Genomic DNA, 23,063 nt, shown 5'->3' on the forward strand with positions numbered 1-23,063 from the left:
AGCCGCTACAGTGTTGGCCCGGGAAAAGCAGTCGAATGGACGGGAACACATGAACGACTTCAATGCCCAGATCATCGAGGAATTCCGAGCGAACGACGGCAAGGTCGGCGGCATGTTCGAGGGGGCGCACATGGTGCTCATCACGACCACCGGCGCCAAATCGGGACGCCAGATCCTCAATCCGCTGGTCTATCTGCCCGATGGTGAGCGGGTCGTGATCATCGCCTCCAACGGCGGCGCGGACAAGCACCCGGCCTGGTACCACAACCTGCGCGCGAACCCCGAGCTCACCGTGGAGATCGGCACCGAGAAATACCCGGCAAAGGCGGAGTTCGTGACGGGCACCGAACGCGACGAGCTGTACGCGCGGATGGTGGAGATCCTGCCCGGTTTCGCCGAGTACGAAGCCAAAACCGAGCGCGTGATCCCGGTGGTCGCGGTATATCGCCGAACGGCCTGACCCGCTACCCCCGCTGCTGGACGGCCGTGACTGCCTTGCGCGCGGCCACCAGCACAGGGTCCCAGACCGGCGAGAACGGCGGCGCGTAGCCGAGATCCAGTCCCGTCATCTGCTCGACGGTCATCCGGGCGGTGAGCGCGACCGCGGCAATATCGACGCGTTTGCCTGCCCCCTCACGGCCGACGATCTGCACGCCGAGCAGGCGACCGGTACGCCGCTCGGCGATCATTTTCACCGTCATCATCGCCGCACCCGGGTAGTAACCCGAGCGGCTGGTCGATTCGATCGTCACGGTGACGAACTGCAGCCCTGCCGCGCGAGCGTCCTTCTCGCGCAGGCCGGTTCGGGCGACCTCCACATCACACACCTTGCTGACCGCGGTGCCGACGACACCGGGGAAGGTCGCGTACCCGCCCCCGACACCGGACCCGATGATCTGGCCGTGCTTGTTGGCGTGCGTGCCGAGTGCGATGTGGCGTTGCAGACCCGACACCAGGTCGAGCACCTCCACGCAATCACCACCCGCCCAAATGTTCTCGTGGCCGCGCACCCGCATCGCGAGATCGGTGAGCAGGCCGCCGTGCTTGCCGAGTGGCAGCCCCGCTGCCTCGGCCAGTGCGGTCTCCGGACGCACACCGATGCCGAGCACCACCACATCGGCCGGGTACTCGCACTCCGAGGTGACCACCGCGCTTGCCCTACCGTCCGCGCCGGTGCGGATCTCGGTCACCTCGGCGCTGCTGACGATCTGGACACCCATATCGCACATCGCGATTCGGACCAGCGCGCCCATGTCCGGGTCGAGGGTGGACATCGGCTCGTCGCCACGATTGACCATCGTGACCTCGAAGTCGCGCTTGATCAACGCCTCTGCCATCTCCACACCGATATAGCCCGCGCCGATCACCACGGCCCGCTTGCCGTCGGTTCGCTCGAGAGTCTCGATCAGCGCTTGGCCATCGTCGAGGGTCTGTACACCGTGCACCCCGAGTGCGTCGATGCCGGGCAGCGGCGGGCGGATCGGCCGGGCGCCGGTGGCGATCACCAGTTTGTCGTAGTAGGTCCATGATTCAGCGCCGGACTCGAGAGCGCGGGCACGCACCCTGCCACCCGCGACGTCGATCTCCACGACCTCGGTGCGCATCCGCAGATCGATATCGCGGGATCGATGCTCCTCGGGCGTGCGCGCGATCAGCTCGTCACGCTCGACCACATCACCCGCCACCCAGTACGGGATCCCGCAGGCGGAGAACGAGGTGAAGTTGCCCCGCTCGAAGACAACAATCTCCAGTTCGTCGGGACCTTTGAGCCTGCGGGCCTGCGACGCAGCCGACATCCCTGCCGCGTCGCCACCGATGACAACCAGTCGCTCACTCATAGCGATCACGCTACGTCGGACCGAGCACGCAAGATCAACTGGTCAGTCCTCGACCACCTGACAGCTCGGTTCGAGGATGTCAGATGATCGTAGTGACGGTCAGTTCTCCGTCGGCGTACCGACTGCGCAAGCGTTTCTTGTCGAATTGGCACATTCGCTGCGAGACGAGCACGTCGACAATCCGACTGTGCTACTTCAGAACACATCACATAGGAGACCAATTCATCTGTGCGGCAACCCATGTTGCGCTGTCGCGATGGCCAGGAATTGAAAAAGGAATACCAAACGATCGACTACGACGTGGCCGAGGGCATCCTGACCCGTCGCGCTGAACCGGCCCGGTCAGCTCAATGCCTTCACCACGCAATCGCCGATGAACTCGAGCACGCGTCTCGCCGCGCGAGTACCGATGACGATGTGCGCGCGATCGTCGCGACCGGCCGAGGACGCGCTTTCTGGTCGACATGGATCAGGCTGCGGAAGACAACTACACCAGCATGGGCGATGGCAAGGAAGGCGTTCGATCCTTCCTGTAACACGCGCCCCCAGGTTCACATCCACAACGTCCTTGCCCCCGTTCTCCCCCTGGTTCCAGGAGTAGTTTGTCGGTTCGGCGCGGTCTGATGGCTGAGCGGCGGGTTGATCAGCGTGCGCCGACCGCCGCTTCCTGGGCGAAGTAGCGGGTCATCGCCCAGTTCATCCCGCGCATGGCGAGGTTGTAGGAGGGCGGGAAGTACCGCTGCGCCCAGTGCCCGACCCGGATGTCGGGCGAGGTATAGACCAGATATCGATTGCGCTCCACACCACGCACGATGGACCGCGCGGCAGCTTCCGGAGTGACCGCATGGCGCATGAAAATCCCGATAGCGCGCTGCACGGTGGCGTCAGTGCGGTCGACACCGGCGATGTCCACGCTGTCGACCATCGGCGTCGACATCGCACCTGGCACGGCGAGGCTGACGCCGATGCCGTGGCGGCGCAGATCGAATCGCAGCACCTCCGAGACGCCGCGCAAGCCGAATTTGCCCGCGCTGTAGGGCGCGTGCCACGGCAGGCCGAACAGTCCAGCAGCCGAGGACACATTCAGTAGGTGACCACCGTTGCCCGCCTCGATCATGCGCGGCACGAACTCCTCGATCACATGGATCGGGCCCATCAAATCGATATCGATCGTCCGCCGCCACTGGGCGTGAGTGAGCCGGTCCACCGCTCCCCAGGTGGCGATCCCCGCCACGTTCATCACGATGTCCACGCTGTCGACCACAGTGTGGGTTTCGGCCGCGAGCGCGACCACCGCGTCGTAGTCGCTGACGTCGGCCGGGGCTGCGAGGTGCACCGCACCACCGGCGGACTGCACGTCGGCCGCGGTGCGCTGCAGGCCGTCGTCGTCGATATCGGTCAGGACGACCGAGGCACCCTTGGCTGTGACAGCGAGTGCGATGCTGCGACCCAAGCCACTTGCGGCCCCGGTGATCAGGCAGCGCTTTCCGCCGAACTTCGTCATGGGTCAAGACGATAGGCGTAGATGAACAGTGTTGTCTATAGATCGGCCATTACTGTCTCGGACACAAGATAGCCGCGGCGACACGGGCCCACCACATCATGCCCAGTATTTCAGCCCACCAAGGGGGGCTCGGCTCCGAGCCCGAGTTCCGCGAACAAAGGCGCCGCATTCGCCGTCACTGGAGAAGCGGGCATAGCCATCGGGTGCACAACCGCGCATGCTGGAGCAATAGCACCGGACGGCGTTAACAAAAATCATTTCTATGGCGAAGGAATTTTTGGGATCCTGTTACATGTTCGGCCTCATGTGGGGTCGGTACAGGATCATCAGGAGGACCATATGGGAAACCTGTTCGTGAATGTGCCACAAACGCGTACTCACCCCGTCCGAATGGGGTGTCGGCATGGCTGAGGAGCGGCAGACCGCAGCACGGAGCCTGACCATGCTTGCCGGGTACCGGCAAGCGACCATCACCGCGACACCTGCCGTCCGCCCCATCCTGACCACCGCATTACTACTGCTCAGCGTGGCGCTCGTGTACGAAGCGGGGCTGGCTACGCGCGAGGGCGTCGATCACGGCTGGTTTGTCGCGGCGTCGATCGCCGGACTGTTCGTGGTCCGTGGCCTGCACCTGCGCAGGCCGATCACGTTGCCGCATCTGACGATCGCGGTGTTCGTGCTCGCGGCCGCCAATGCCGCCTACCGCGCCTCGCACCCCGGGTTCGGGTTCGCCTTCCTCGCCTCGACCGGTTTCATTCTGATGCTGCCGCAATCGAGCAGGCCACAGCCACAGCAGCTGTATCGAGTGGCCGAGCTGGTCGGGCGGACCGAGCGCGATCCGCTCGCCGCGTTCTCGCTACATTCGTCGAAAAGCTACTTTTTCAACACGAATTCCTCCGCCGCGATCGCCTACCGCACCCGCTTCGGCATCGCTGCGGTAGCGGGCGATCCCATCGGTGAGCGCGCCGCGTTCGCCGAACTGATCTCGGAGTTCTCAGACTTCGCCGCCAACAATGGCTGGCGCATCGCGGTGCTCGGCGCCAGTCCAGAAATGACGGACATGTGGCGACACCGGGCCATCGAGCATCGTGGGCTGCGCGCGATCCCGGTCGGGCGCGATGTGGTGATCGAGGTGGACCGCTTCGCCATGGTCGGGCGGAAGTACCGCAACCTGCGCCAAGCAGTGAGCCGCACCCACAACTTCGGCGTGACCACCGAGGTGGTCAGCGAAGCCACGCTGAGCGAGCCCCAGCGCGCCGAACTGCTCGACATCGTCGACGAATGGCAGCAGGGCAGGCAGACTCGCGGCTTCTCGATGATCCTCGACCATCTGCTGGACGGCCGAAACCCCGGAATGCTCGTGGTCATCGCCCGCGACGCGGACGGACGAGTCGCAGGTTTCCAGCGCTACGGCGTGTCCGGCCGCGGCCGTGAATTGAGCCTCGATGTCCCGTGGCGACGCAAGGACGCCCCCAACGGCCTGGACGAACGAATGATCCTCGACCTGGTCGACTACGCCCGCACTCAGGGCATTCAGCGAATCTCGTTGGCCTTCGCGCCTTTCCCCGAGTTGTTCGCCGACAAGGACCGCTCACGCACAGCCACGCTGATCTATGCGCTGGTACACCTGGGCGATCCATTGATTCGACTGGAATCGCTGTATCGGTTCCTGCGCAAGTTTCGCGCGATGTCCGATCAGCGCTTCGCCCTCTTCCGTTGGCGCGAGGTCCTGCTGGCCGCGGCCGCATTACTCACACTGGAGTTCGTTCCACACCGCAAGGAATACTGAGCCGCGTCGCTCAGTCGGCCGGACCGTGTAGCAGATCGGTTGCCGCACGGTGGATTTTTGTCAGCGCGCTGAGTAGGTGCTCACGCTCGGTCGCCGTGAGATCCGCGGTGATCACTTCCTCCAGCGATCGTCGCTCGGCCTCGACCGGCTCGCGCAGCTCATGGCCGGCGTCGGTGAGCCAGAGACGCACGAGGCGGTTGTCCCGGTCGTCGCGCTGACGGACGAGCAGCCCGGCGTCGGCCATCCTGGTCGCCATTTTGACGACAGTGGGCGTCGTGACGTTCAATCCGGCGGCTAATTCGCCCGGCGTCTGCCCGTCCTGCTCCCACAGCGCTGCCAGCAGGTGGTTCTGCCCGAGGTGCAGTCCGTACCGTCGCATGCCCGCCTCAGCCACCGCGCGCAGCGCCTTTGTGGTCTTGCTGTGCAGGTCCAAGAACTCGGGCATCGCGGTCTCCATGGTCGGACGAAACAGGTCGATTGCCGGCTAATCATTAACCGGCTAATGTTCCGATGAGGCAGTCGATAGTCGGCTAATGAACTGGGAGCAGCTAATGATACTGATAACCGGAAGCACCGGAAATGTGGGACGAGAACTGGTCCAGGAACTCGATGGACGCGACGCCGCATGCCGGATCCTGGTCCGCGATCCCGCGCGCGCCACCGGACTGCCCGATCGCATCCCCCGTGTCATCGCCGACCTCGATGACCCCACGACCCTGGCGAGTGCGTTCGACGGCGTCGATGCACTCTTTCTGCTCACCCCGGGCATCGGCACCGAGCAGACCGCGCACGCCATCGCGGCCGCAGTCCGCGCAGGCGTCCGCCGCGTCGTGCACCTGTCCTCCATCAATGTGTTGGGCGATCCCATGCCCGCGATGGGACGTTGGCACCACGCGCGGGAGGAAATCGTCCGTGCCAGTGGCATTCCCGCCACCATCCTGCGGCCGGGCGGCTTCATGACGAATGCACTCGAGTGGGCGCACAGCATCCGCGACGAGGGTTTCGTCCTCGACCCCGTCGGTCCAGGACGTTTCGCGCCGATCGACCCCGCCGATATCGCCGCGGTCGCAGCGCATGTCCTGACCGAAAACGGCCATGATCACATGGAATACGCTCTCACCGGCGACGAGGCGCTCACCCTCACCGAACAAGTGCGGATCCTCGCCGCGGCGCTCGGCCGCACTATCGAAGTCCGCGCGGTGCGCACACCCGAGGAAGCTGTTTGTTCCCGCTTTCCACACGGTGCTCCCCCGGTCTTGGCCGCCGCCATCACGGAAGGGTTTGCGCTGCTGCGCGCCGATACGACCGGGTTTCGCACCGACACGGTCGAGCGACTGCTCGGTCGCCCGCCTCGGACCTTCGCCGAATGGTGTGCGGCGAACACTGCCGCGTTCCTCGGCGACGCTGTGGACGCCGCTCGTCGGTGAAACACACTGGGCGCGGCTGGTCTCCGAGCATCACCTCGTCGATAGCGAATAGGTTGGCCAACCTTCGGCAGTTCGGCCTCAGGGGTGACGTACGCGAACCGCGGTCAGCTGTCGACGACGTTGATACCGATTGCGCGGGCGAAGTCGGGGGCAAGGTCGATCAGTTGACGACTGCTGATGGTCGCGCCGCGCAACGCGTCGACGCCGTCGGCGATGCTGATGCCGACCGCGTCGCGGAGGTCGACCTTCTTCAGGCGCGCCCGGTTCAGTAACAGCCCTTGCACCACCGTGCCCGGAAAGGTCACATCGGTCAGCTCGGCGTCGCCGAAATCGGTGTGCCGCACAACGCAATCGACAAACGACACGTCGCGCAGCGTGGCGCGGCGGAAGTTGACGGAGTCGAACTTGCAGCCCTCGAACCGAACTCGCCGGAAGCTGGCTCCGCCTGCATCCACCCCGGACATGGCGCCCTCGATCACCTCCGCGTCCTGCCATGAGGTGTCGGCCAATTCTGTGCCGACCCATCGCACGTTGCGCACCCACACATCGGTGAATCGCGAGTACCGCATGCTGCCGCGATTGATCGAGAGCGAGGTGAACACCGTCTCGGAGAACCGCGCGTGGCCCGCCGCGACATCGTCGATGTCCGCGCCGCTCACCTGCACACAGTCATAGTCACCCTCCTGCTCGAGCGGGCCCTCCAGCGGTTTCAGGTAGCTCGCGTAGGGCAGGTCTACCAACTCGCGGGGCATCTCGCCCACCTCCTGGGTTCAGTCGTCGACGGCGATGTCTGTCTACCAGGCGGGACCGACACAGCCTCGATACGCAAGCACGAGTTCGGCCGCACCGGGCAATCGGCCGGGCGCGCAGCATTCGATGGCGCACCCGAGCCGGGCTCGCTACTCGCGCGACGACACTCGCCTTACTGTGGGGAGCGATGCTGATGGCGGTGTGCAGTGTCGCCGTGAGCAATTCGATGCGACTCCGCTCCTGTGCGGCGGTCTGCGGCGGTGGTGGATTCGACACTCAACCGGTCGTCGAAGGTACTGATGATGCAGGTGTTGGCCGCGGGCCTGCGCCCGGTTCGGTCCGGCTTCGCGATGAAGATCGAGCGAAAGTCGTCGATACGCACGTCCCGCTGCGAAGGCAATCGGGGCACCCTGCCCCAGTTGAGCAAGGCCGCGGGTCTTTTGGCCTGCCGGACTGTCCACCCGACTCGATGCGATGGGCCAGGGCTACGACCATCTGCCGTATCAGGTACCGAGGCAGCCGAAGCCCGCGGCGTCGCGGCATCGGAACCCGATCACCCGCTGCTGAGCTGGGCCATTGGGTGCGGTGAGCCCGTTTGCCGCGCCGAGTCCGCCGAATCCGCCCGTGACCAAGTAGGTGCCGGTGCCCACGCACCGTTCGGCGCCATCAGCATGCGGCGGGAGCCGGAAGAAAGGGCGCGCCGCACCAGGATTCGGTGATGGGATCGCCCTCGATGGGGAAGCGATCGGACGCTCGCGCGGCGGACTGAGTACCAAGATCCATCTCGCTGTCGACGGGCGCGGGCTGCCGATGCGGGTCCTGCTCACCCCTGGTCAGGCCGGAGACAACCCGCAGATGCTGGCGTTGCTGGAGAGCATCAGCGTGGCCCGCATCGGTCCAGGGCATGCTCGTGTCCGTCCGGATGCGGTGCTCGCGGACAGAGCGTATTCGCATCCCTCGACCAGGCGGGCGTTGCGTGAGCGCGGAGTCCGTTCGTCAGCCCCGAACGTCGTGACCAGGGCGATGGACGCAAGGTTAAAGGGTCACGCGGCGGGCGGCCACCGACGTTCGACACCGACGCCTACAAGCAACGCAACGTGGTCGAGCGATGCTTCAACCGGCTCAAACAATTCCGCGACCTGGCCACCCGCTACGCCAAACGAGCCGCCTACTACAAGGCCGAACTCACCATCGCCGCCATCATCCTCTGGCTCCTATGACTTACAGGAACCGCCTAAACGCCGCCGCAGTGGTAGCGCTCAGCATCGAGCAAATCGTCGAAGCGCGGGATCAGTTGCGCGCCGTGTGCGATCTGGTCATCGTCACGCCGCGGGAAGGATGGCCGGTCGGCCGCTAATGGTTGCCGCTCAGTGCGACGCTCGCGCCGACGCCGATGATCATGAGCCCGCCGGTGCTGCCCACTGCCTCCAGCCGGCGCGGGGAGCGGACGAACCACGAACGGGCCGTGCCGGCCAGCAACGCCCAACTGCTGTCCGAAACGACCTGGATGGCCAGGCAGACCGCGCCGAGGAGCAGCAATTGCATGGGCAGGGCGCCTGCCTCGGGGACCGCGAACTGCGGTAGCACTGCGCCGAGGAATACGTATGCCTTCGGGTTGGTCGCTCCGACGACGAATCCTTGACGCACGATCCGGCCTGCGGCCGGTTTCTCCGCGGCCGATTCCAGCGCGGCGGCCATCTGTTTGCGATCACGAATCGCCATGACGCCGAGGTAGATCAGGTAGGCCGCGCCCGCGATCTTGATGAGAGTGAACAGGATTGCCGATGCGGCCAGAATCGTGCCGAGGCCCAGGACAACGGCCGTCAAAGGCACAGTCGATCCCAGTGTCGCACCGAGCACCGACAGCAATGCCGGACGGCGGCCCAACGTCAATGCCCGTCCGATGGCGAACAGCACATTCGGACCGGGGATCACCACGATGACCAGTGCGGCGAGAGCGAAGGCTACGAGATGGGAAGCGGGCACCATCGTAGCAGCGTAGTTCGGTGTCGGCAGGTGACGTCGCGAAAGACTTCGCGCTGCTGGGGAGTGCTCCGTCAGTGCAGGGTGCGGATCCAGCGACGGGTGTCGGCGGGATCGATGACCGCATCGAGCTCGAGCACGGTGGCGGCGGTCAGGGCTTTGCCATTGGCGTAAGCGAGTTGGACGAGATTGTCGAAGGCTTCGCGTTGTTTGCCGGGGTCTTCGATCGCGGCCAACTCTTTGGCGAAGCCGAGGCGAACGGCGCCTTCCAGACCCATCCCACCTATCTCGCCGGTGGGCCATGCGATGACGAAGCGTGGCGCGCGGAAGGAGCCTGCGGCCATGGCTTGCGCACCGAGGCCGTACCCCTTGCGCAGGATGATGGTGCCGAACGGGACCGACAGGGCGGCGGAGTCGATGAACAGCTTGCTGAACTTGGTGACGGTCGCTTGCTTCTCGGCCTCGGGGCCGACCATGAAACCCGGGGTGTCGCAGAGGGAGACGATCGGCAGCCCATGGGCGTCGCACAGCCGCAGAAATGCGCTCAGCTTGTCTGCGGCCGGTGCATCGATCGCGCCGCCCAGGTGGTGGCAGTTGTTGGCAATCAGACCGAACGGGCGGCCCTCCACTCGAATCAGCGCCGTGACGACGCCGACGCCCCAGTCGCGCCGCAGCTCCAGGACCGAGTCGAGGTCGGCGACGGATTCGATGGCGGCCCGAATATCGAAGGCGCGCAAGCGGTTGTCGGGCACGACGTGCCGCGACACCCGCGGATCCGGCGCTGCCCAGTGCGCCACTGCCCCTTGGAAGTACGCCAGGTAGCGGCGCGCGAGTGCGACCGCCTCTGCCTCGTCGCGTGCGACCACATGGACCACGCCATTGCGGCGCTGCACGTCGATGGGCCCAATGTCCTCCGGCGCGTAGACGCCGAGACCGCCGCCCTCGATCATTGCTGGGCCACCCATACCGATGTTCGCGTCTGGCGTCGCGATGACGACATCACAGATACCGAGCAGTGCGGCGTTGCCCGCGAAACAGCGCCCGGACACGATGCCGATCAAGGGAACTCGGCCCGACAGCGCACCCATCGCACGGAATGTGGTGACATCGAGACCCGAGATGCCCGCATAGTCGGTGTCACCCGGTCGCCCGCCACCTCCTTCGGTGAAGAACACCACCGGCAGCCGTTGTTCGTGCGCGAGCGCGAGCATGCGGTCGGTCTTGGCGTGATTGCGCATGCCCTGGGTGCCCGCCAGCACGGTGTAATCGTAGGACATCACCAGTGCGCGAGCCGATTGCGCGCCGTAATGGTCGGCATTGATGGTGGCGGTGCCCGCGATCAACCCGTCCGCGGGCGTGTTCGCTATCAGGTCCTCCTGGCTGCGGCGCAGCCGCTGCGCGGCCACCGCGAGCGCGCCGTATTCGATGAAGCTGTCGTCGTCGACCAAGTCGGCGATATTTTCCCGTGCTGTGCGTCGACTGAGCCGATGGCGTTTGGCCACCGCATCCGGACGACCCTCGTCCAGCCCGATCCGGTGCCGCTGGCGCACCTGCGCCAAATCCGCGCGCACCGCGTCCAGGTCCACTGCCGCGATGTCGGCACCAGGCCCCTCGTGGTCGGCGTCGGTCCAGGTCACCAGCAGCGCGTGTGGGTCGACGACCGCTCCGGGTTCGACGACCTGACGCAGCACCCGCAGCGGCTGTTCGGCCCGCAGCACGTGCTGCATCTTCATCGCCTCGAGTACGGCCACTTCCGCTCCTGCGGGGAGGGTGACGCCAGGCGGGGCGAGTGCGACGACGGTGCCACCCATCGGGGATCGAAGCGCCTGCTCGTCGTCGTGCAGTATCTCCTGCGGCCCGTTTTGCTGGGCCGAATCTGCCCCGGCCGACCTGTGTTGTCCCATCGCGGACGGTTCGGCGGCACCGTCGGGCCCCATCCATGGTGCGTAATCTGGTGCGCGACAGGAGAGTTCGATGATGTTGTCTTCCAACCACGAGGTCGTCACGCTGCCCACCCCCGCGAGCCGGTCGAGGGCTGCGCGAAGCAGACTCGTGTTGGTGTCGACGCCGACCACCACCGTCTCCGCTACAGCATCCGAACACCGCCGCAACGCAGCCGAATACGTCGGTCCGTGGGCAATCACCTTCGCCAGCAACGAGTCGAACTGCGCGCTCTGCCCGATCCCCGAGTACGCGGCGGTGTCGACACGGACGCCGACCCCCGTCGGTGCGGCGAAGCGCGTGACGGAGCCCGTGCTCGGCAGGATGTCTCCACCCGCTGTCACGAGTTCGGCATTGATCCGCGCCTGCACAGCGAATCCGCGCGCTGCCACATCCGACAGCTCGAGATCCGCGAGTGCGCACCCCCGCGCGAGATCGAATTGAATCGCCACCAGATCCAGACCGGTCACCTCCTCGGTCACCGTGTGCTCGACTTGCAGCCTCGGATTCACTTCGAGGAACCATGCGTCGTCGCCGCCGACCAGGAATTCGACGGTGATCACACCGCGACAACCCACCGACTCGGCGATCCGGACGGCATCGTCGCGCAGTCGTGCCCGCAGCGTGGCAGTGAGATTCGGTGCCGGAGCAATTTCGATGAGCTTCTGGTGCCGCCGCTGCACACTGCAGTCCCGGTCGCCGATCGCGACCGCCTGCGTGCCGTCGGCGACGACCTGGACCTCGATGTGCCGTGCTTCCGACGCGAGCACTTCGGCATAGACGGTGCCATCGCCGAAGCCCGCGAGCGCCTCGGCCACACAGCGCTCGTACGCCTCGGTGATCCGACTTGCTTCGTGCACCACACGCATTCCCCGCCCACCTCCCCCGGCCACGGCCTTCACCATCACACCGCTCGGATGATCCGCGAGCAGTGCCGCGATCTCGGTCCGATCGGCACCGGCGGACGTCGCGGGCAGCACCGCCACCCCTGCTCGCAGCGCGGCCTCCCGGGCGGCGAGCTTATTGCCGAAAATCCGCAACACCTCCGGTGCGGGTCCGACGAACACCAGCCCCGCTTCCGCACAGGCGGCCGCGAAATCCGCACTCTCACTGAGGAACCCATAACCCGGATGCACCAGCGCACCGGTACCTGCCCGGCGCGCTGCGGCAACGACCGCTGCCGTATCGAGATACGCCGCCGCCCCGACACCCGGCAGTTGGATTGTGGTCTCGGCCAGCCGCACCGGCAGCGCTCCCACCTCGTCCGCGGTGTGCATCGCGAGGACCGAGTACGCCCGCTCGCGAGCCGTCCGGATCACCCGGACCGCGATCTCGCCTCTGTTCGCCACCGCTATGCGCATGCCGACAGTCTGCTTTGACATTGACGTCAATGTCAACGACGATGATGCCATGACAGAGGCCGGCTGGTCGGTGCGCGCGGCGCGGGAAAGATCCCACACCTCCCGCCATCGCGCGTTACTGGACGCCGCGGCCCAGGTCTTCGCCCTCCGCGGCTACGACAACACCACCGTCGCCGACATCACCGCGGCCGCCGGAGTCTCCCGAGCCACCCTGTACGTCTACTTCGCCTCCAAAGAGGAAATCTTCCTCGCCCTCGCCGCCCGGGTCCGCGATGACTTCCTCGCCGCCCAGGAACCGGACATCGAGCACGCCGAGCCACGAAATATGCTGGCCGCCACCATCGAATCCTTCGCCACCGCCGTCCTCGCCGCCGGCCCGATGCTGCGCCTCATCGACGAACGCGGCGCCGTCGACGACCGCATTGCCGCACTCGCCGAGGAAATCGCCGAACGGCCCATTCGCCGCTTCACCCGCTACCTGGAGCGCCTGCACGCCGCGGGTCGGATCACACCCGCCGTCCCGCCCCGCATCATCGCCGAAACGATCGGCTACACCCTCACCCGCGGCACCCTTGCCCGCACCACCATCACCCCTGCCGACCGCGCCGAATACCTCGCCCACATCAACACGGTCGCCGACACCCTCCTCAACCCGACCGGCCACCGCTGAGACAACCGAGCCGACACCATTCTCACACCCGCCATGCTGTGCGGTGCCCAACAGACCGACCGGATACCGGGAAACGGTGCGACCGAGGGACGACTGTCGACCGGCAGGGCGCTCGGATCCGGCGGACTACCGCCCTTGGCTCGGTCAGGCGGTGCGGGAGTTGGCGAATGAGCGATCGCCGGCTGCCGTCTCGGCGGCGGTGAAGACCAGCACACCGTCTTCGATGGGGCCTTTGCGGAGCATGGCGCGGTCGCGGAAGTAGTTGTTGATCACCTTCCATGGGCCACGGGTGCCCTGGCGCGGCATCACGGCGTCGCCGCGCTGGATGTAGCCGGAGGTGAGCGCGCCGCCCATGAGCGAGTCATCGGAGCGGTCACCGTCCTCGGCCTCGGCGACCACCTTGTCGAAGCCGTTGTCCTGCATGTGGTTGAGCAGGCGGCAGAAGTATGCCGCTGCCAGATCAGCCTTCAGCGTCCACGATGCGTTCGTGTAGCCGAGCACCACCATGGCGTTGGGAATACCGCTGAGCAGCGCGCCCTTGTAGGCGACGCGGTCGCGGGTCACCACGGGTTCGCCGTCCACCTCCAGAGTCGCGCCGCCGAGCATCTGCACAGTCAGGCCGGTCGCGCTGATGACGATGTCGGCGGGCAGCTCGGCGCCGGACTCGAGCCGGATGCCGGACTCGGTGAAGGTCGCGATGCGGTCGGTGACGATCGAGGCACGGCCGCGGCGCAGGACCTTGAAGAGGTCACCGTTGGGGACTACACACAGGCGCTGATCCCACGGGTTGTAGGACGGTGTGAAATGGCGCATGTCGATGTCCTTGCCGACCTGCATCCGGACCGCGCCCAGCAGCAGCTTCTTGGCCATCTCGGGGTTGGTGCGCGACAGCTGGAAACTGGCACGCTGCAGGGCGATATTGCGGGCGCGGCCCAGTTTGTAGGCCGCCCTGGCGGGCACGCGGGTGAGCTTCATACCGACCGCGACGGGATCGTCGGCGGGCAGTGCCGTGATGTAGGTCGGCGAGCGTTGCAACATGGTGACATGCGCGGCGTCCGCACTCATGGCGGGGACCAACGTGATCGCGGTCGCGCCGCTGCCGATCACGACGACACGCTTGCCTCGGTAGTCGAGATCCGCTGGCCAATGCTGGGGATGCACGATCTGTCCGCCGAAGTCGGCTTCGCCGGGGAACTCGGGGCGGTACCCGTTGTCGTAGTCGTAGTAGCCGGTGCAGCCGACGAGAAACTTGCTCGTGTAGACCTCGGTGCCACCGGCCTGGTCGTCGACCGCCTCGACGGTCCACAGCCCGGCTTCGGTAGACCAGCGCGCGGCAGTCACCTTCCGCCCGAAACGGATGTGGTCGGTGACGCCGTATTCCGCCGCAGTGTCCTCGATGTACTGCCGGATGTGCGGTCCGTCGGCGAGCACCTTGGTGCCGATCCAGGGCCGGAAGCCGTAGCCGAAGGTGTACATATCCGAGTCCGACCGGATACCCGGGTATCGGAAAAGATCCCAGGTGCCGCCGATCGCGGTCCGGCGCTCCAGGATCGCATAGCTACGGCCGGTCCGCTCGCGGGTCAGATGGCAGGCCATGCCGATCCCGGACAGGCCCGCGCCGATGATCAGTACGTCGACATGCCGCGTCATTGAGGTACTCGTTTCGTCTGGTCTCGCCCGGGCACCCTCGGCCGCGCGTCCCCCGAGATTACGTGTTATCTACAGTTACGTCTAGCATTGGGGAGCGTCGTCGGTCATTTCATCCGCTCCGACTATCCGTTTCCTGGCGCCCCCGCGCAGTCCGTTCGCAGCATCCTCTAGCAGCTGACGACCGCCCCTCATCGCCGCCGGAGGATGCCGGAATCCGTGGCGCGATAGGCACTGGAGACCGTCTGGACGAGGAGTAACAGCAGGTGGTGCACCTACGCATGCACTGCGTCGATGCGGGCAGCGCGGTACCCCCGGTCATGGGTACCTGTGTCGCACCGACCAGAATGGTCTGTCGAGTCCGGCCGAGTCGGCGGACTCGACAGACCATTTTTCGTCCAAAGGGAGTACATGACAAGCGCACCAGCGCGGCGGTGGCGCCGCCGCTTCCCCGATGAAGCGAGCACGCCAGACGCCGGTTCCGCCACGCTGAAGCGCAGCCTCGGCCGCGTCGATCTCACCGCGATGGGCGTCGGCACCATCGTCGGTGCGGGCATCTTCGTGATCACCGGCGTGGCCGCCGCGGAGAAGGCCGGTCCATCCATCGTGCTGTCGTTCGTCCTCGCGGGCACAGTCTGTGTGCTCGTCGCACTCTGCTACAGCGAACTCGCCGCGATGGTTCCGGTTTCCGGCAGCGCCTACACCTATACGTATGCGACGCTCGGCGAGGGACCTGCGTTCCTGGTCGGGTGGAATCTGCTGTTGGAATTCGTCATCGCGGGTGCCGCCGTTGCCATCGGCTGGTCCGGCACGGTGGTGTCCGCACTGGACTCGCTGTTCGGAATCACGCTGCCGAAGGCCATCACGACAAGCCCTACCGAGGGTGGTGTCGTCAACCTGCCCGCCGTCCTGATCATCGGGGTGATCGTCGCGGTACTCGTCGGTGAGGTCTCGCTGACCGCGCGCATCACCAAGGCACTGGTCGGCGTGACCATCGGCGTGCTGGTGCTGGTCGTCGCCGTGGGCGCCCCGCATATCGACGTTGGAAATTGGACGCCGTTCGCGCCCTTCGGCCTCGGCGGCATCGTCGGCGGCGCCGCCATCGCGTTCTTCGCCTTCCTCGGCTTCGACGTGGTCGCGGCCTCGGCGGAGGAAGCCCGCAACCCGCGCCGCGATGTTCCCTTCGCGATCATCGGGACGGTTCTCATCGCCACTCTGCTGTACGCGCTCGTCAGCGCGGTGCTGACCGGAATCGCCCCCTTCGCGACGCTGAACAACGCTTCGCCGATCGCGACCGCCTTCGGCGGACTGCACATCGGCTGGATCGGCAACGTCATCGTGATCGCCTCGATCATCGCGCTGACCAAGGGTCTGCTGCTGATCGTGTACGCACAGGTGCGCCTGATGTTCGCCATGTGTCGTGACCGGCTCTTGCCGAGCACCCTCGCGACCACCGGTAGGCGATCGACCCCGGTCCGGCTGACGCTGCTGCTCGGCACCGTCTGCGCGGCGATCGCCGGACTGCTGCCGATCGACATCGTCGTCGAGCTGGTGAACATCGGTGCGCTCTCGGCTTTCGCGGTGGTCTGCGTCGGGGTGCTGGTGCTGCGCAAGCTGGAACCGAACCGCGAGCGTCCGTTCCGCACGCCGCTGGTTCCTGTGGTCCCCATCCTCGCGCTGGTCGGCTGCATCCTGCTGGCAACCACGCTGGACGCGCTGACCTGGGTCCGTTTCGCGGTCTGGGTGACCATCGGTATCGCCGTCTACCTGGGCTATGGCCGCAAACGCTCGGCCATGGCCGCACCGCAACCCTCCGCGGAAGCGGTTCGAGCCGAGCGGTAGCGGGCGACTTTTCCGCAATTGGGATCTTGCACGAATTCGACCAAGAGCATTCCCGAATCATTGCGGATAACCAGGGACTTCGGCACGCTCTCTGGCAAGAGTCGCGGCACCACACCCTCAACGGCCGTGCGGAAAGGACAACAACCCCTATGTCCGATGACGAGAAGCAGATCCGGATCCTGATCGAACGGTGGGCCGCCGCGGTGCACGTCGGCGACCTCGCCGGTGTCCTCACCGACCACTCGCCCGACATCGTGATGTTCGATGTGCCGCCACCGAACGAGGGTGTCCGCGGCATCGACGCCTATCGGGACGTCTGGCCCGGCTTCTTCGCATGGCAGGCCACGGGCGCAACGTTCGACATCGTCTCACTCGAGGTCGCCGCCTCCGGTGACGTGGCCTTCGCCTACGCCCTACTGCTGTGCGGCACCGCGGAGGATTTCGCCACCGATCCGGCGAAACGGCTGCGCCTCACCTTCGGTCTACGCAAGCAGGAAGGGCGCTGGATCGTGGTGCACGAGCACCATTCTTTCCCCGACCCCAGTGTCGAATCGGACAACGCATAGCACGAGGCGAGCTCCGCGCCTGCACTCGATGCAATCATGCAGCAGGCGTCACTCCGGAAGTCGTGGCGCGGAACAGCAATCGCGCACCGGGGCCACGATTGTCGATCGACGGCCGCGACAGCGCTCTGAGCTTTCCTTTCTCACTTCAGGAACCCCAGCGGCACCTGAGATTTCATCGAATGCCAGTGTGCACACCACGCAGTGTCGCCCTCCCGTCTGGTCGATAGCAGTGCGGTGCGCAATACCGCACCGCCTGCACCGGGAGTTCCACGTGAATCAGCCTGGCTACGAGAAACATTCGAGCACCCGACCCTCCGTCCGGTAGCGGAACCGGACGGAGGGTCCCGGTCCAACCGGCAGCACCGGACCGGTACTCCACACAGAGCGCAAGTACCGCTGCGCGAGTAGTCGATATCGCGTCGGTTTCATTCCGGCGAACAAACCCGCGCACGACCTCGGGCTCATGCTCTACTCGAGGGTGTTCGTCAGTGATCGGGGGTTCGTCCATGCGGCGTCGCTCTGGGCTGCTCGGCATCGCGGCGGCTGCACTCCTGGTCGCGGGGTCCGGCTGCTCCCCCATCGAACCCGTACCAGGCATGGCCGTCGTGTCGCCCCAGCCACTTCCGACGCTCGAGGCTTATCTGGCGCAACAGGTCGAATGGCAGTCCTGCCGGGAGGACCCCGAACTGGACTGCGGATCGATTCGCGTTCCAGTCGATTACGAACGTCCGAGCGGCCTCGCCATCACGATGCCGTTGGTCCGGCTGCGCGCGACCGATCCGACACATCGACTCGGCGTGCTCACCACCAATCCCGGCGGGCCGGGCGAATCCGGTTACGAGCAAGTGGTACTCGCACGCAACCCGCACAACACCAGCCTGCGCAAGTTCCTTGCCCGCTACGACCTCGTCGGCTTCGACCCGCGCGGTGTCGGCCACACGGCGGGCGTCCGGTGTCTCGGCGACCGCGAGATGGACGAGTATCTGGCCACCGACTTCACCCCGACCGACACCGCTGGACTGCACGCGGTCGCCGCGGCGCACAAGCGTTACGCCGCGGCGTGCCTGCATCAGACCGGCACGTTACTCGGCTTCGTCGGCACCGAATTCGTCGCTCGTGACATGGATATCATGCGATCGGCCCTCGGCGAGGACACACTCAACTTCATCGGCTTCTCCTACGGCACCCGAATCGGCCTGCAGTACGCCGAGCAGTTTCCGCATCGAGTCGGCCGCATGCTGCTGGATTCCGTCGACGATCCGAGCGTCCGGACCGAGCGCTGGGACTTCTCGAGCACGGAACCCGAGTCGAGTGCAAAGCCCGTCGAACTAGCTCCCCATGACCGTGTCGTGCGCGACATGCTCACCTCGTGCGTGGCCCGGCCGGATTGTCCGGTGGGGACCGATGCCGAAGCGGCGATGCGCACCCTGCTCGAACTCATCGACCACATCGACGCGCACCCGATCCCTGCCGCCGACGGCAGGAAGGTGGGCTCGAACCTGGCGCTGATCGGCATCTTCCAGGCGACCTATGACGAAAGATATTGGCCAAGTTTCGAAAAGGCCTTCGCGCAAGCGCTGGACGGCGACGGCACCGGATTCGCCCAGCTCGCCGACAGCTATGTCGGTCGCAGCGATCCGGGCACCTATTCGACCTCGGATCCGGCCTTCTGGGCGGTCCAGTGCGTCAACGACGATCCGGCGACCTACCGATCGAAGTCCGAGAACGAGATACTGGCGGAATTGGCGCGGATCGCACGAAATCGCACCGCGGCGGCGCCGATTTTCGGCGCCAATCGCGTGTTCAGCACCCCGCTGTGCCTATTCTGGCCGGTGCCACCGACACGACAGTCCACGGCGGTCGATGCCGCGGGTGCGCCGACCATCGTGCTGCTGAACAACACCGAGGACCCGGCGACGAAACTGGAAGGCGCACAGAACGTCGCGCGCAACCTCGCCGACGCGGTCTTGGTGGTGAACGAACACGAAGGCCACATCGCCTTCGACAACGGCTCGGAATGCATCGACGCGATCGTCGTCGGCTTCTTCCTCGACGGCATCGTCCCCGAGAAGGGAACCTACTGCCCCGGCTGACCTGTGGGTCAGCTCTGGCAAGCACCTGAGGCGCAGCACCCGTCACCACGGCGCGCGGCCAGCCCTTCCTTGACGGCAAACGCGGCAATACCCAGTCCCGCGACGGGATCGGCCCACCACCACCCGAACAGGCTGTTGAGCACCAACCCGACCAACAGCACCGCCGACAAGTACGTGCACAGCAGTGTCTGCTTGGAATCGGCCACCGCGGAACGCGATCCCAGCTCTCGCCCCGCGCGCCGCTGCGCGGCCGACAGTACCGGCATGACCACCAGACTCAACCCCGCCAGCCCGATGCCCACCGCGGAATGCCGCGCTTCGCCGAACCCGAAAAGCGAGCGCCCCGCCAGCACCGCTACATAGGCAGCGAGCGCGAAGAACGAACACGAAATGACCTGCAGCGCACGCCGTTCCCTGGTTTCCGGATCCCGGCCGAAGAACTGCCAGGCCACCGCCGCCGCGGACGACACCTCGATCACCGAGTCCAACCCGAACCCGATCAGCGCCGTCGAGGACACCCGCGCCCCCTCGCAGAGCGCGACGACCGCCTCGATCACGTTGTAGGAAATCGTCGCGACCACCAGCCACCGAATCCGCCGCGCCAGCACCTGCCGTCGCTCACCGTCCACCAGCCGAATCGGCATACCCATCGAGTGCGCCATCACCGCCACTCCCTGATGCCACACATCGGATCCGACTTCGACACCGCTCGGGGGTGGTTGACCGAACGCGGCTCGAAGGGCCTCGCCGTCGGCGCACTGTGCCACTTCTTCGGGATCACCTGGCGCTCCTTCCCGCATGCTCAGGCACTCTCCTCGGTTGGGCAGACACGACCAGCCGAGTCGAATCACTGAGCGGCGACACCATCAGCAGCACCCCTGCTCCGCCTCCGGGCAGCATGCCGGATCGACGGCGAGCACCAGCCCGAGCAGATCTTCCAGCGCCCGCGCGATCCGCGGATCAGCCAACTCGTACCGGTTGCGCCGCCCCTCCGGAACCGCCACCACCAACCCGCAACCGCGTAGGCAGGCAAGGTGATTCGACAAGATCTGTCGCGAAACCCCGATCGACTCCGCCAGGTCGGCCGGATATCCAGGCGCGTCCCGCAGCTGCAGCAGGATCTGCGTCCGCGTGGCATCCGACAGCGCATGCCCGAACCGGGACAGGGCTTCGTCCTGCTCGGTGGTCCGCATGCTCATACGATACATAGATATCTGTATTCAGAAACCCCTGTACCAATCTGGACTGCGGGCTGGATCGGGGGAATCACTGTGTCGATTCACCGATCTCGCTCGCGTCCAATTTCCTATCGAACTGCTGCGCGATCGAAGAACTGGCCGCGTCCGCGGTCAGGCGGAATACCGGTAGAACCCCTCTCCGCTGGCGAGGCCGAGCTTGCCCTTGTCGATGTAGTTCGCCTTCAACCACGCCGCGAGTTGCTGTGCGTCCTCGCCGCCGTTGACAAGGATGTTGTAGGGGGTGGTGAGGCCGATGACGTCGATCATCTGGAACGGGCCGAGCGGCGAGCCGGTCGCGATACGCCAGGTCTTGTCGACCGCCTCCGGTTCGGCGTATCCACCCGCACCGAGCGCCATGGCGGCATTGAGTAGCGGCACGAGCAACGAGTTGAGCACGTATCCCGCTTTTTCCTTGTGCAACTCGATCGGCACCATGCCGATCGCGACCGCGAAATCGACGACCGCCTGAAACACCTCGGGGTCGGTCTCGGGGGTGCCCATGACCTCGGCGGTGTTGTACTTCCATACCAGGTTCGCGAAGTGCAGCGCGAGGAATTTGTCCGGTCGGCCGGTGAAGTCCTTGATGTCGCTGGGCAACAGGGTTGAGGAGTTCGTGGCGAAGATGGTGCGATCAGGCGCGAGCCCGCCCAATTGCTTGTAGATCTCCTGCTTGATGGCGAGAACCTCCGGCACCGCCTCGACGACCAGGTCGGCGTCGCGCACCGCGGCGGCGAGATCGGAGGTCAGCACGATTTCGGCCGCGGCCTGCTCCGCTTTCCCATCCGCGGCTCCGGCAACCTCCTCGCCATAGGTTGCCGCCAGCTTGGCGAAACGATCACGAGCGCCGGTCAGGGCTTCATCGTCGATGTCGTAGGCGGTGACGTCGAACCCCGTGAACGCGGTCTGGAACGCGATCTGCGAACCGAGCACCCCCGTCCCGAGAACTGTCACCCTGCGAATCTCGATGGTCATTGCTGTCTCCTTCCTTCATGGGGCGAAGTCCGCCCCTCGATGTTTACCGGTCGTCTTCGGTGTCGACACCGTCGAGCGACGTAAAGAATCCGGTGACGATCTGGGTGATCTGGTCATGCAAGTCGCCGATCGCGTCTTGGCCGGGATGCACGCCGGTCGACGGCCGGGCAAGGATCAGGTGCAGCACCGCGAACACGCTGCGGCCCGCCAGCAGTGCCTGTTTGTCCAGGCGGCGCGGTTCGCGTCCACCCTGCCTGACGGCAGCCGCCAGGCGCGCGGCGATCATCGCCTCGAGCTGCGCGACAAGGGCAAGGCCCTCGGCGCGATACTTCTCGGTCGGCGAGCCGAATAGCAGTTCACGCTGGTAGGCCACGGTGTTCTCGACATGCCGGTCGGCAGCCTCCACCGTCGGCCGCACCATGCTGAGCACCGCTTCCACCGGCTCACTCTGCGAGCGCGACAGCGCGTCGCCGAGCTCGAGTGCCAGCCGCAGGTCCTCGTTATAGACCATCAGCAGCAACTCACCTTTGGACGACGCGTACCGGAACAGCGTCCCCGCGGCAACATCGGCGCGGTCGGAGATCTGCTGCGTGGTGACGCTCTCGAAGCCCCGCTCGGCAAATAGCGCGGACGCCGCTTCGAAGATGCGCGACTGCTTGTCGCGCATGTTCCGCTGGCGGCGACCCGCATGCGCCGGGTCGGGCGAGGTCGGCATCCGATACCTCTCAGTTAATGAGTGGACTCATTAATGAGCGTACTCCCTGTTATCCGAATGGCAAGCCCCGACAACGCGACGACGACCGGCGTGCGGACCCACCCTCGACGCAGGACCGACGCGTCGGCACAACCCACGCTCACGTGCGGTCGCCGGTCGCCGGTCGCCGGTCGCCAGTCGCCGGGACGACGCGGAAAGCCGAGCACGTCGAATATCGCGCAATCCCTCGACGATGAATGAGGCCCGACATACGTCGAGCCTCGACAGGCAACTCGCCGCGGTGGCGCTCGAGCCGGGCGGGGATACTCGCCCGCAGAGTGCGAACGGTGTCGGAGTCGGGAGTCGGGGCCAAGGGTCCCCCGGACTCGAGTTCGACGCGTCCGCAGTGGCCTATACCCCAGCACGCGCCTACGACCCAGGACAGGACCGAGACGCGATGATGCGCCAATTCGCGGCAGACGTGGCGCCTCCGGAGACCGAACCGCGCGACTCCAGGCAACTGCGCGTACCCACCCCGATTCTGTACGGCGCCGACGACCCCCTGTGCGACGTCGGCGGCGGAGCCACCGCCAATGCAACCCCAGGGTCGACGCTGGCGATCTTCGACGGCATGAGCCACACACCTCCCCCTCGAACTGTGGTCCAGGTTCGCCGATCACATCGCCGAACTCGCATGCCGCAGTGCGGAATACGCGACCACCCTGTAATGTCGCCACCTTTCAGCTCG

At 65.9% G+C, this 23,063-nt stretch carries 20 protein-coding genes and 2 pseudogenes; 10 read left to right on the top strand and 12 right to left on the bottom strand.

Annotated features, from left to right (window positions below; genetic code table 11):
• Positions 1 to 49 precede the first annotated feature (49 nt).
• Positions 50 to 460: a nitroreductase family deazaflavin-dependent oxidoreductase gene (locus AB0M74_RS02000; RefSeq protein ID WP_364900536.1), complete on the top strand. Its 411-nt coding sequence runs from the start codon at positions 50 to 52 to the stop codon at positions 458 to 460.
• 4 nt (positions 461 to 464) lie between these two features.
• Here AB0M74_RS02000 and AB0M74_RS02005 read toward each other — a convergent pair whose 3' ends face one another.
• Entirely contained in the window at positions 465 to 1,838 is a 1,374-nt protein-coding gene (locus AB0M74_RS02005) for an FAD-dependent oxidoreductase (protein ID WP_364900538.1), read from the bottom strand.
• A gap of 643 nt (positions 1,839 to 2,481) precedes the next feature.
• Complete coding sequence (locus tag AB0M74_RS02010) at positions 2,482 to 3,342, bottom strand: SDR family oxidoreductase (RefSeq protein ID WP_364900540.1); 861 nt, start codon at positions 3,340 to 3,342, stop codon at positions 2,482 to 2,484.
• A gap of 403 nt (positions 3,343 to 3,745) precedes the next feature.
• Here AB0M74_RS02010 and AB0M74_RS02015 point away from each other — a divergent pair, with 403 nt between their 5' ends.
• Complete coding sequence (locus tag AB0M74_RS02015; protein ID WP_364900542.1) at positions 3,746 to 5,131, top strand: phosphatidylglycerol lysyltransferase domain-containing protein; 1,386 nt, start codon at positions 3,746 to 3,748, stop codon at positions 5,129 to 5,131.
• Between the two features lie 10 nt (positions 5,132 to 5,141).
• On the opposite strand, the gene AB0M74_RS02020 is transcribed toward AB0M74_RS02015, so the two are convergent.
• A complete protein-coding gene (locus tag AB0M74_RS02020) occupies positions 5,142 to 5,576 on the bottom strand; it encodes a MarR family transcriptional regulator (RefSeq protein ID WP_364900544.1) in 435 nt (144 codons plus the stop codon).
• A gap of 106 nt (positions 5,577 to 5,682) precedes the next feature.
• Between AB0M74_RS02020 and AB0M74_RS02025 the strand changes: the two genes are divergently transcribed.
• Positions 5,683 to 6,558: an NAD(P)H-binding protein gene (locus AB0M74_RS02025; RefSeq protein ID WP_364900546.1), complete on the top strand. Its 876-nt coding sequence runs from the start codon at positions 5,683 to 5,685 to the stop codon at positions 6,556 to 6,558.
• Positions 6,559 to 6,662: 104 nt separating this feature from the next.
• Here AB0M74_RS02025 and AB0M74_RS02030 read toward each other — a convergent pair whose 3' ends face one another.
• Together AB0M74_RS02030 and AB0M74_RS02035 are read right to left on the bottom strand one after the other, a co-directional pair.
• Positions 6,663 to 7,310 carry a pentapeptide repeat-containing protein gene (locus AB0M74_RS02030; RefSeq protein WP_364900548.1) on the bottom strand — a complete coding sequence of 216 codons (648 nt, stop codon included), beginning with the start codon at positions 7,308 to 7,310 and terminating at the stop codon, positions 6,663 to 6,665.
• A 501-nt stretch (positions 7,311 to 7,811) separates the two neighbouring features.
• The gene (locus AB0M74_RS02035) at positions 7,812 to 7,958 is read right to left on the bottom strand and encodes a hypothetical protein (RefSeq protein WP_364901987.1); all 147 of its coding nucleotides are present in this window, start codon (positions 7,956 to 7,958) and stop codon (positions 7,812 to 7,814) included.
• Positions 7,959 to 8,046: 88 nt separating this feature from the next.
• Here AB0M74_RS02035 and AB0M74_RS02040 point away from each other — a divergent pair.
• The 3 genes and pseudogenes from AB0M74_RS02040 to AB0M74_RS02050 all read left to right on the top strand — a co-directional run.
• Positions 8,047 to 8,352: pseudogene (locus AB0M74_RS02040) on the top strand (transposase); the annotation flags it as partial.
• Between the two features lie 23 nt (positions 8,353 to 8,375).
• Positions 8,376 to 8,528 (top strand): annotated as a pseudogene (locus AB0M74_RS02045) (transposase); the annotation flags it as partial.
• Positions 8,525 to 8,665: a hypothetical protein gene (locus AB0M74_RS02050; RefSeq protein WP_364901988.1), complete on the top strand. Its 141-nt coding sequence runs from the start codon at positions 8,525 to 8,527 to the stop codon at positions 8,663 to 8,665. The pseudogene AB0M74_RS02045 and the gene AB0M74_RS02050, both read left to right, overlap by 4 nt.
• Here AB0M74_RS02050 and AB0M74_RS02055 read toward each other — a convergent pair.
• Complete coding sequence (locus AB0M74_RS02055) at positions 8,662 to 9,297, bottom strand: LysE family translocator (RefSeq protein ID WP_364900550.1); 636 nt, start codon at positions 9,295 to 9,297, stop codon at positions 8,662 to 8,664. The genes AB0M74_RS02050 and AB0M74_RS02055 overlap by 4 nt on opposite strands.
• Positions 9,298 to 9,365: 68 nt before the next feature.
• A complete protein-coding gene (locus AB0M74_RS02060) occupies positions 9,366 to 12,593 on the bottom strand; it encodes a carboxyl transferase domain-containing protein (RefSeq protein WP_364901907.1) in 3,228 nt (1,075 codons plus the stop codon).
• 49 nt (positions 12,594 to 12,642) lie between these two features.
• Between AB0M74_RS02060 and AB0M74_RS02065 the strand changes: the two genes are divergently transcribed.
• Positions 12,643 to 13,263, top strand: coding sequence for a helix-turn-helix domain-containing protein (locus AB0M74_RS02065; protein WP_364900552.1), 621 nt, complete (start codon positions 12,643 to 12,645; stop codon positions 13,261 to 13,263).
• Between the two features lie 144 nt (positions 13,264 to 13,407).
• Here the strand turns inward: AB0M74_RS02065 and AB0M74_RS02070 are convergent, their stop codons facing one another.
• Positions 13,408 to 14,913 carry an NAD(P)/FAD-dependent oxidoreductase gene (locus tag AB0M74_RS02070; RefSeq protein ID WP_364900555.1) on the bottom strand — a complete coding sequence of 502 codons (1,506 nt, stop codon included), beginning with the start codon at positions 14,911 to 14,913 and terminating at the stop codon, positions 13,408 to 13,410.
• 408 nt (positions 14,914 to 15,321) lie between these two features.
• Between AB0M74_RS02070 and AB0M74_RS02075 the strand changes: the two genes are divergently transcribed.
• The 3 genes from AB0M74_RS02075 (at position 15,322) to AB0M74_RS02085 (ending at position 19,411) form a co-directional block, all read left to right on the top strand.
• On the top strand, positions 15,322 to 16,752 hold the full coding sequence (locus AB0M74_RS02075; RefSeq protein WP_364900557.1) for an amino acid permease: 1,431 nt from the start codon (positions 15,322 to 15,324) through the stop codon (positions 16,750 to 16,752).
• A 149-nt stretch (positions 16,753 to 16,901) separates the two neighbouring features.
• The gene (locus AB0M74_RS02080) at positions 16,902 to 17,318 is read left to right on the top strand and encodes an SgcJ/EcaC family oxidoreductase (protein ID WP_364900559.1); all 417 of its coding nucleotides are present in this window, start codon (positions 16,902 to 16,904) and stop codon (positions 17,316 to 17,318) included.
• Positions 17,319 to 17,824: 506 nt separating this feature from the next.
• Complete coding sequence (locus AB0M74_RS02085) at positions 17,825 to 19,411, top strand: alpha/beta hydrolase (RefSeq protein WP_364900561.1); 1,587 nt, start codon at positions 17,825 to 17,827, stop codon at positions 19,409 to 19,411.
• Between the two features lie 8 nt (positions 19,412 to 19,419).
• Here AB0M74_RS02085 and AB0M74_RS02090 read toward each other — a convergent pair whose 3' ends face one another.
• The 4 genes from AB0M74_RS02090 to AB0M74_RS02105 form a co-directional block, all read right to left on the bottom strand.
• A complete protein-coding gene (locus tag AB0M74_RS02090) occupies positions 19,420 to 20,073 on the bottom strand; it encodes a cation transporter (RefSeq protein WP_364901909.1) in 654 nt (217 codons plus the stop codon).
• A 204-nt stretch (positions 20,074 to 20,277) separates the two neighbouring features.
• Positions 20,278 to 20,604, bottom strand: a complete 327-nt coding sequence (locus tag AB0M74_RS02095) for a metalloregulator ArsR/SmtB family transcription factor (protein WP_364900563.1) — start codon at positions 20,602 to 20,604, stop codon at positions 20,278 to 20,280.
• A 156-nt stretch (positions 20,605 to 20,760) separates the two neighbouring features.
• A complete protein-coding gene (locus AB0M74_RS02100) occupies positions 20,761 to 21,621 on the bottom strand; it encodes a 3-hydroxyacyl-CoA dehydrogenase (RefSeq protein ID WP_364900565.1) in 861 nt (286 codons plus the stop codon).
• Between the two features lie 43 nt (positions 21,622 to 21,664).
• Positions 21,665 to 22,336, bottom strand: coding sequence for a helix-turn-helix domain-containing protein (locus AB0M74_RS02105; RefSeq protein WP_364900567.1), 672 nt, complete (start codon positions 22,334 to 22,336; stop codon positions 21,665 to 21,667).
• Positions 22,337 to 23,063: the final 727 nt, after the last annotated feature.

The sequence above is a fragment of the Nocardia sp. NPDC051463 genome, assembly GCF_040681975.1.
Taxonomy (GTDB): domain Bacteria; phylum Actinomycetota; class Actinomycetes; order Mycobacteriales; family Mycobacteriaceae; genus Nocardia.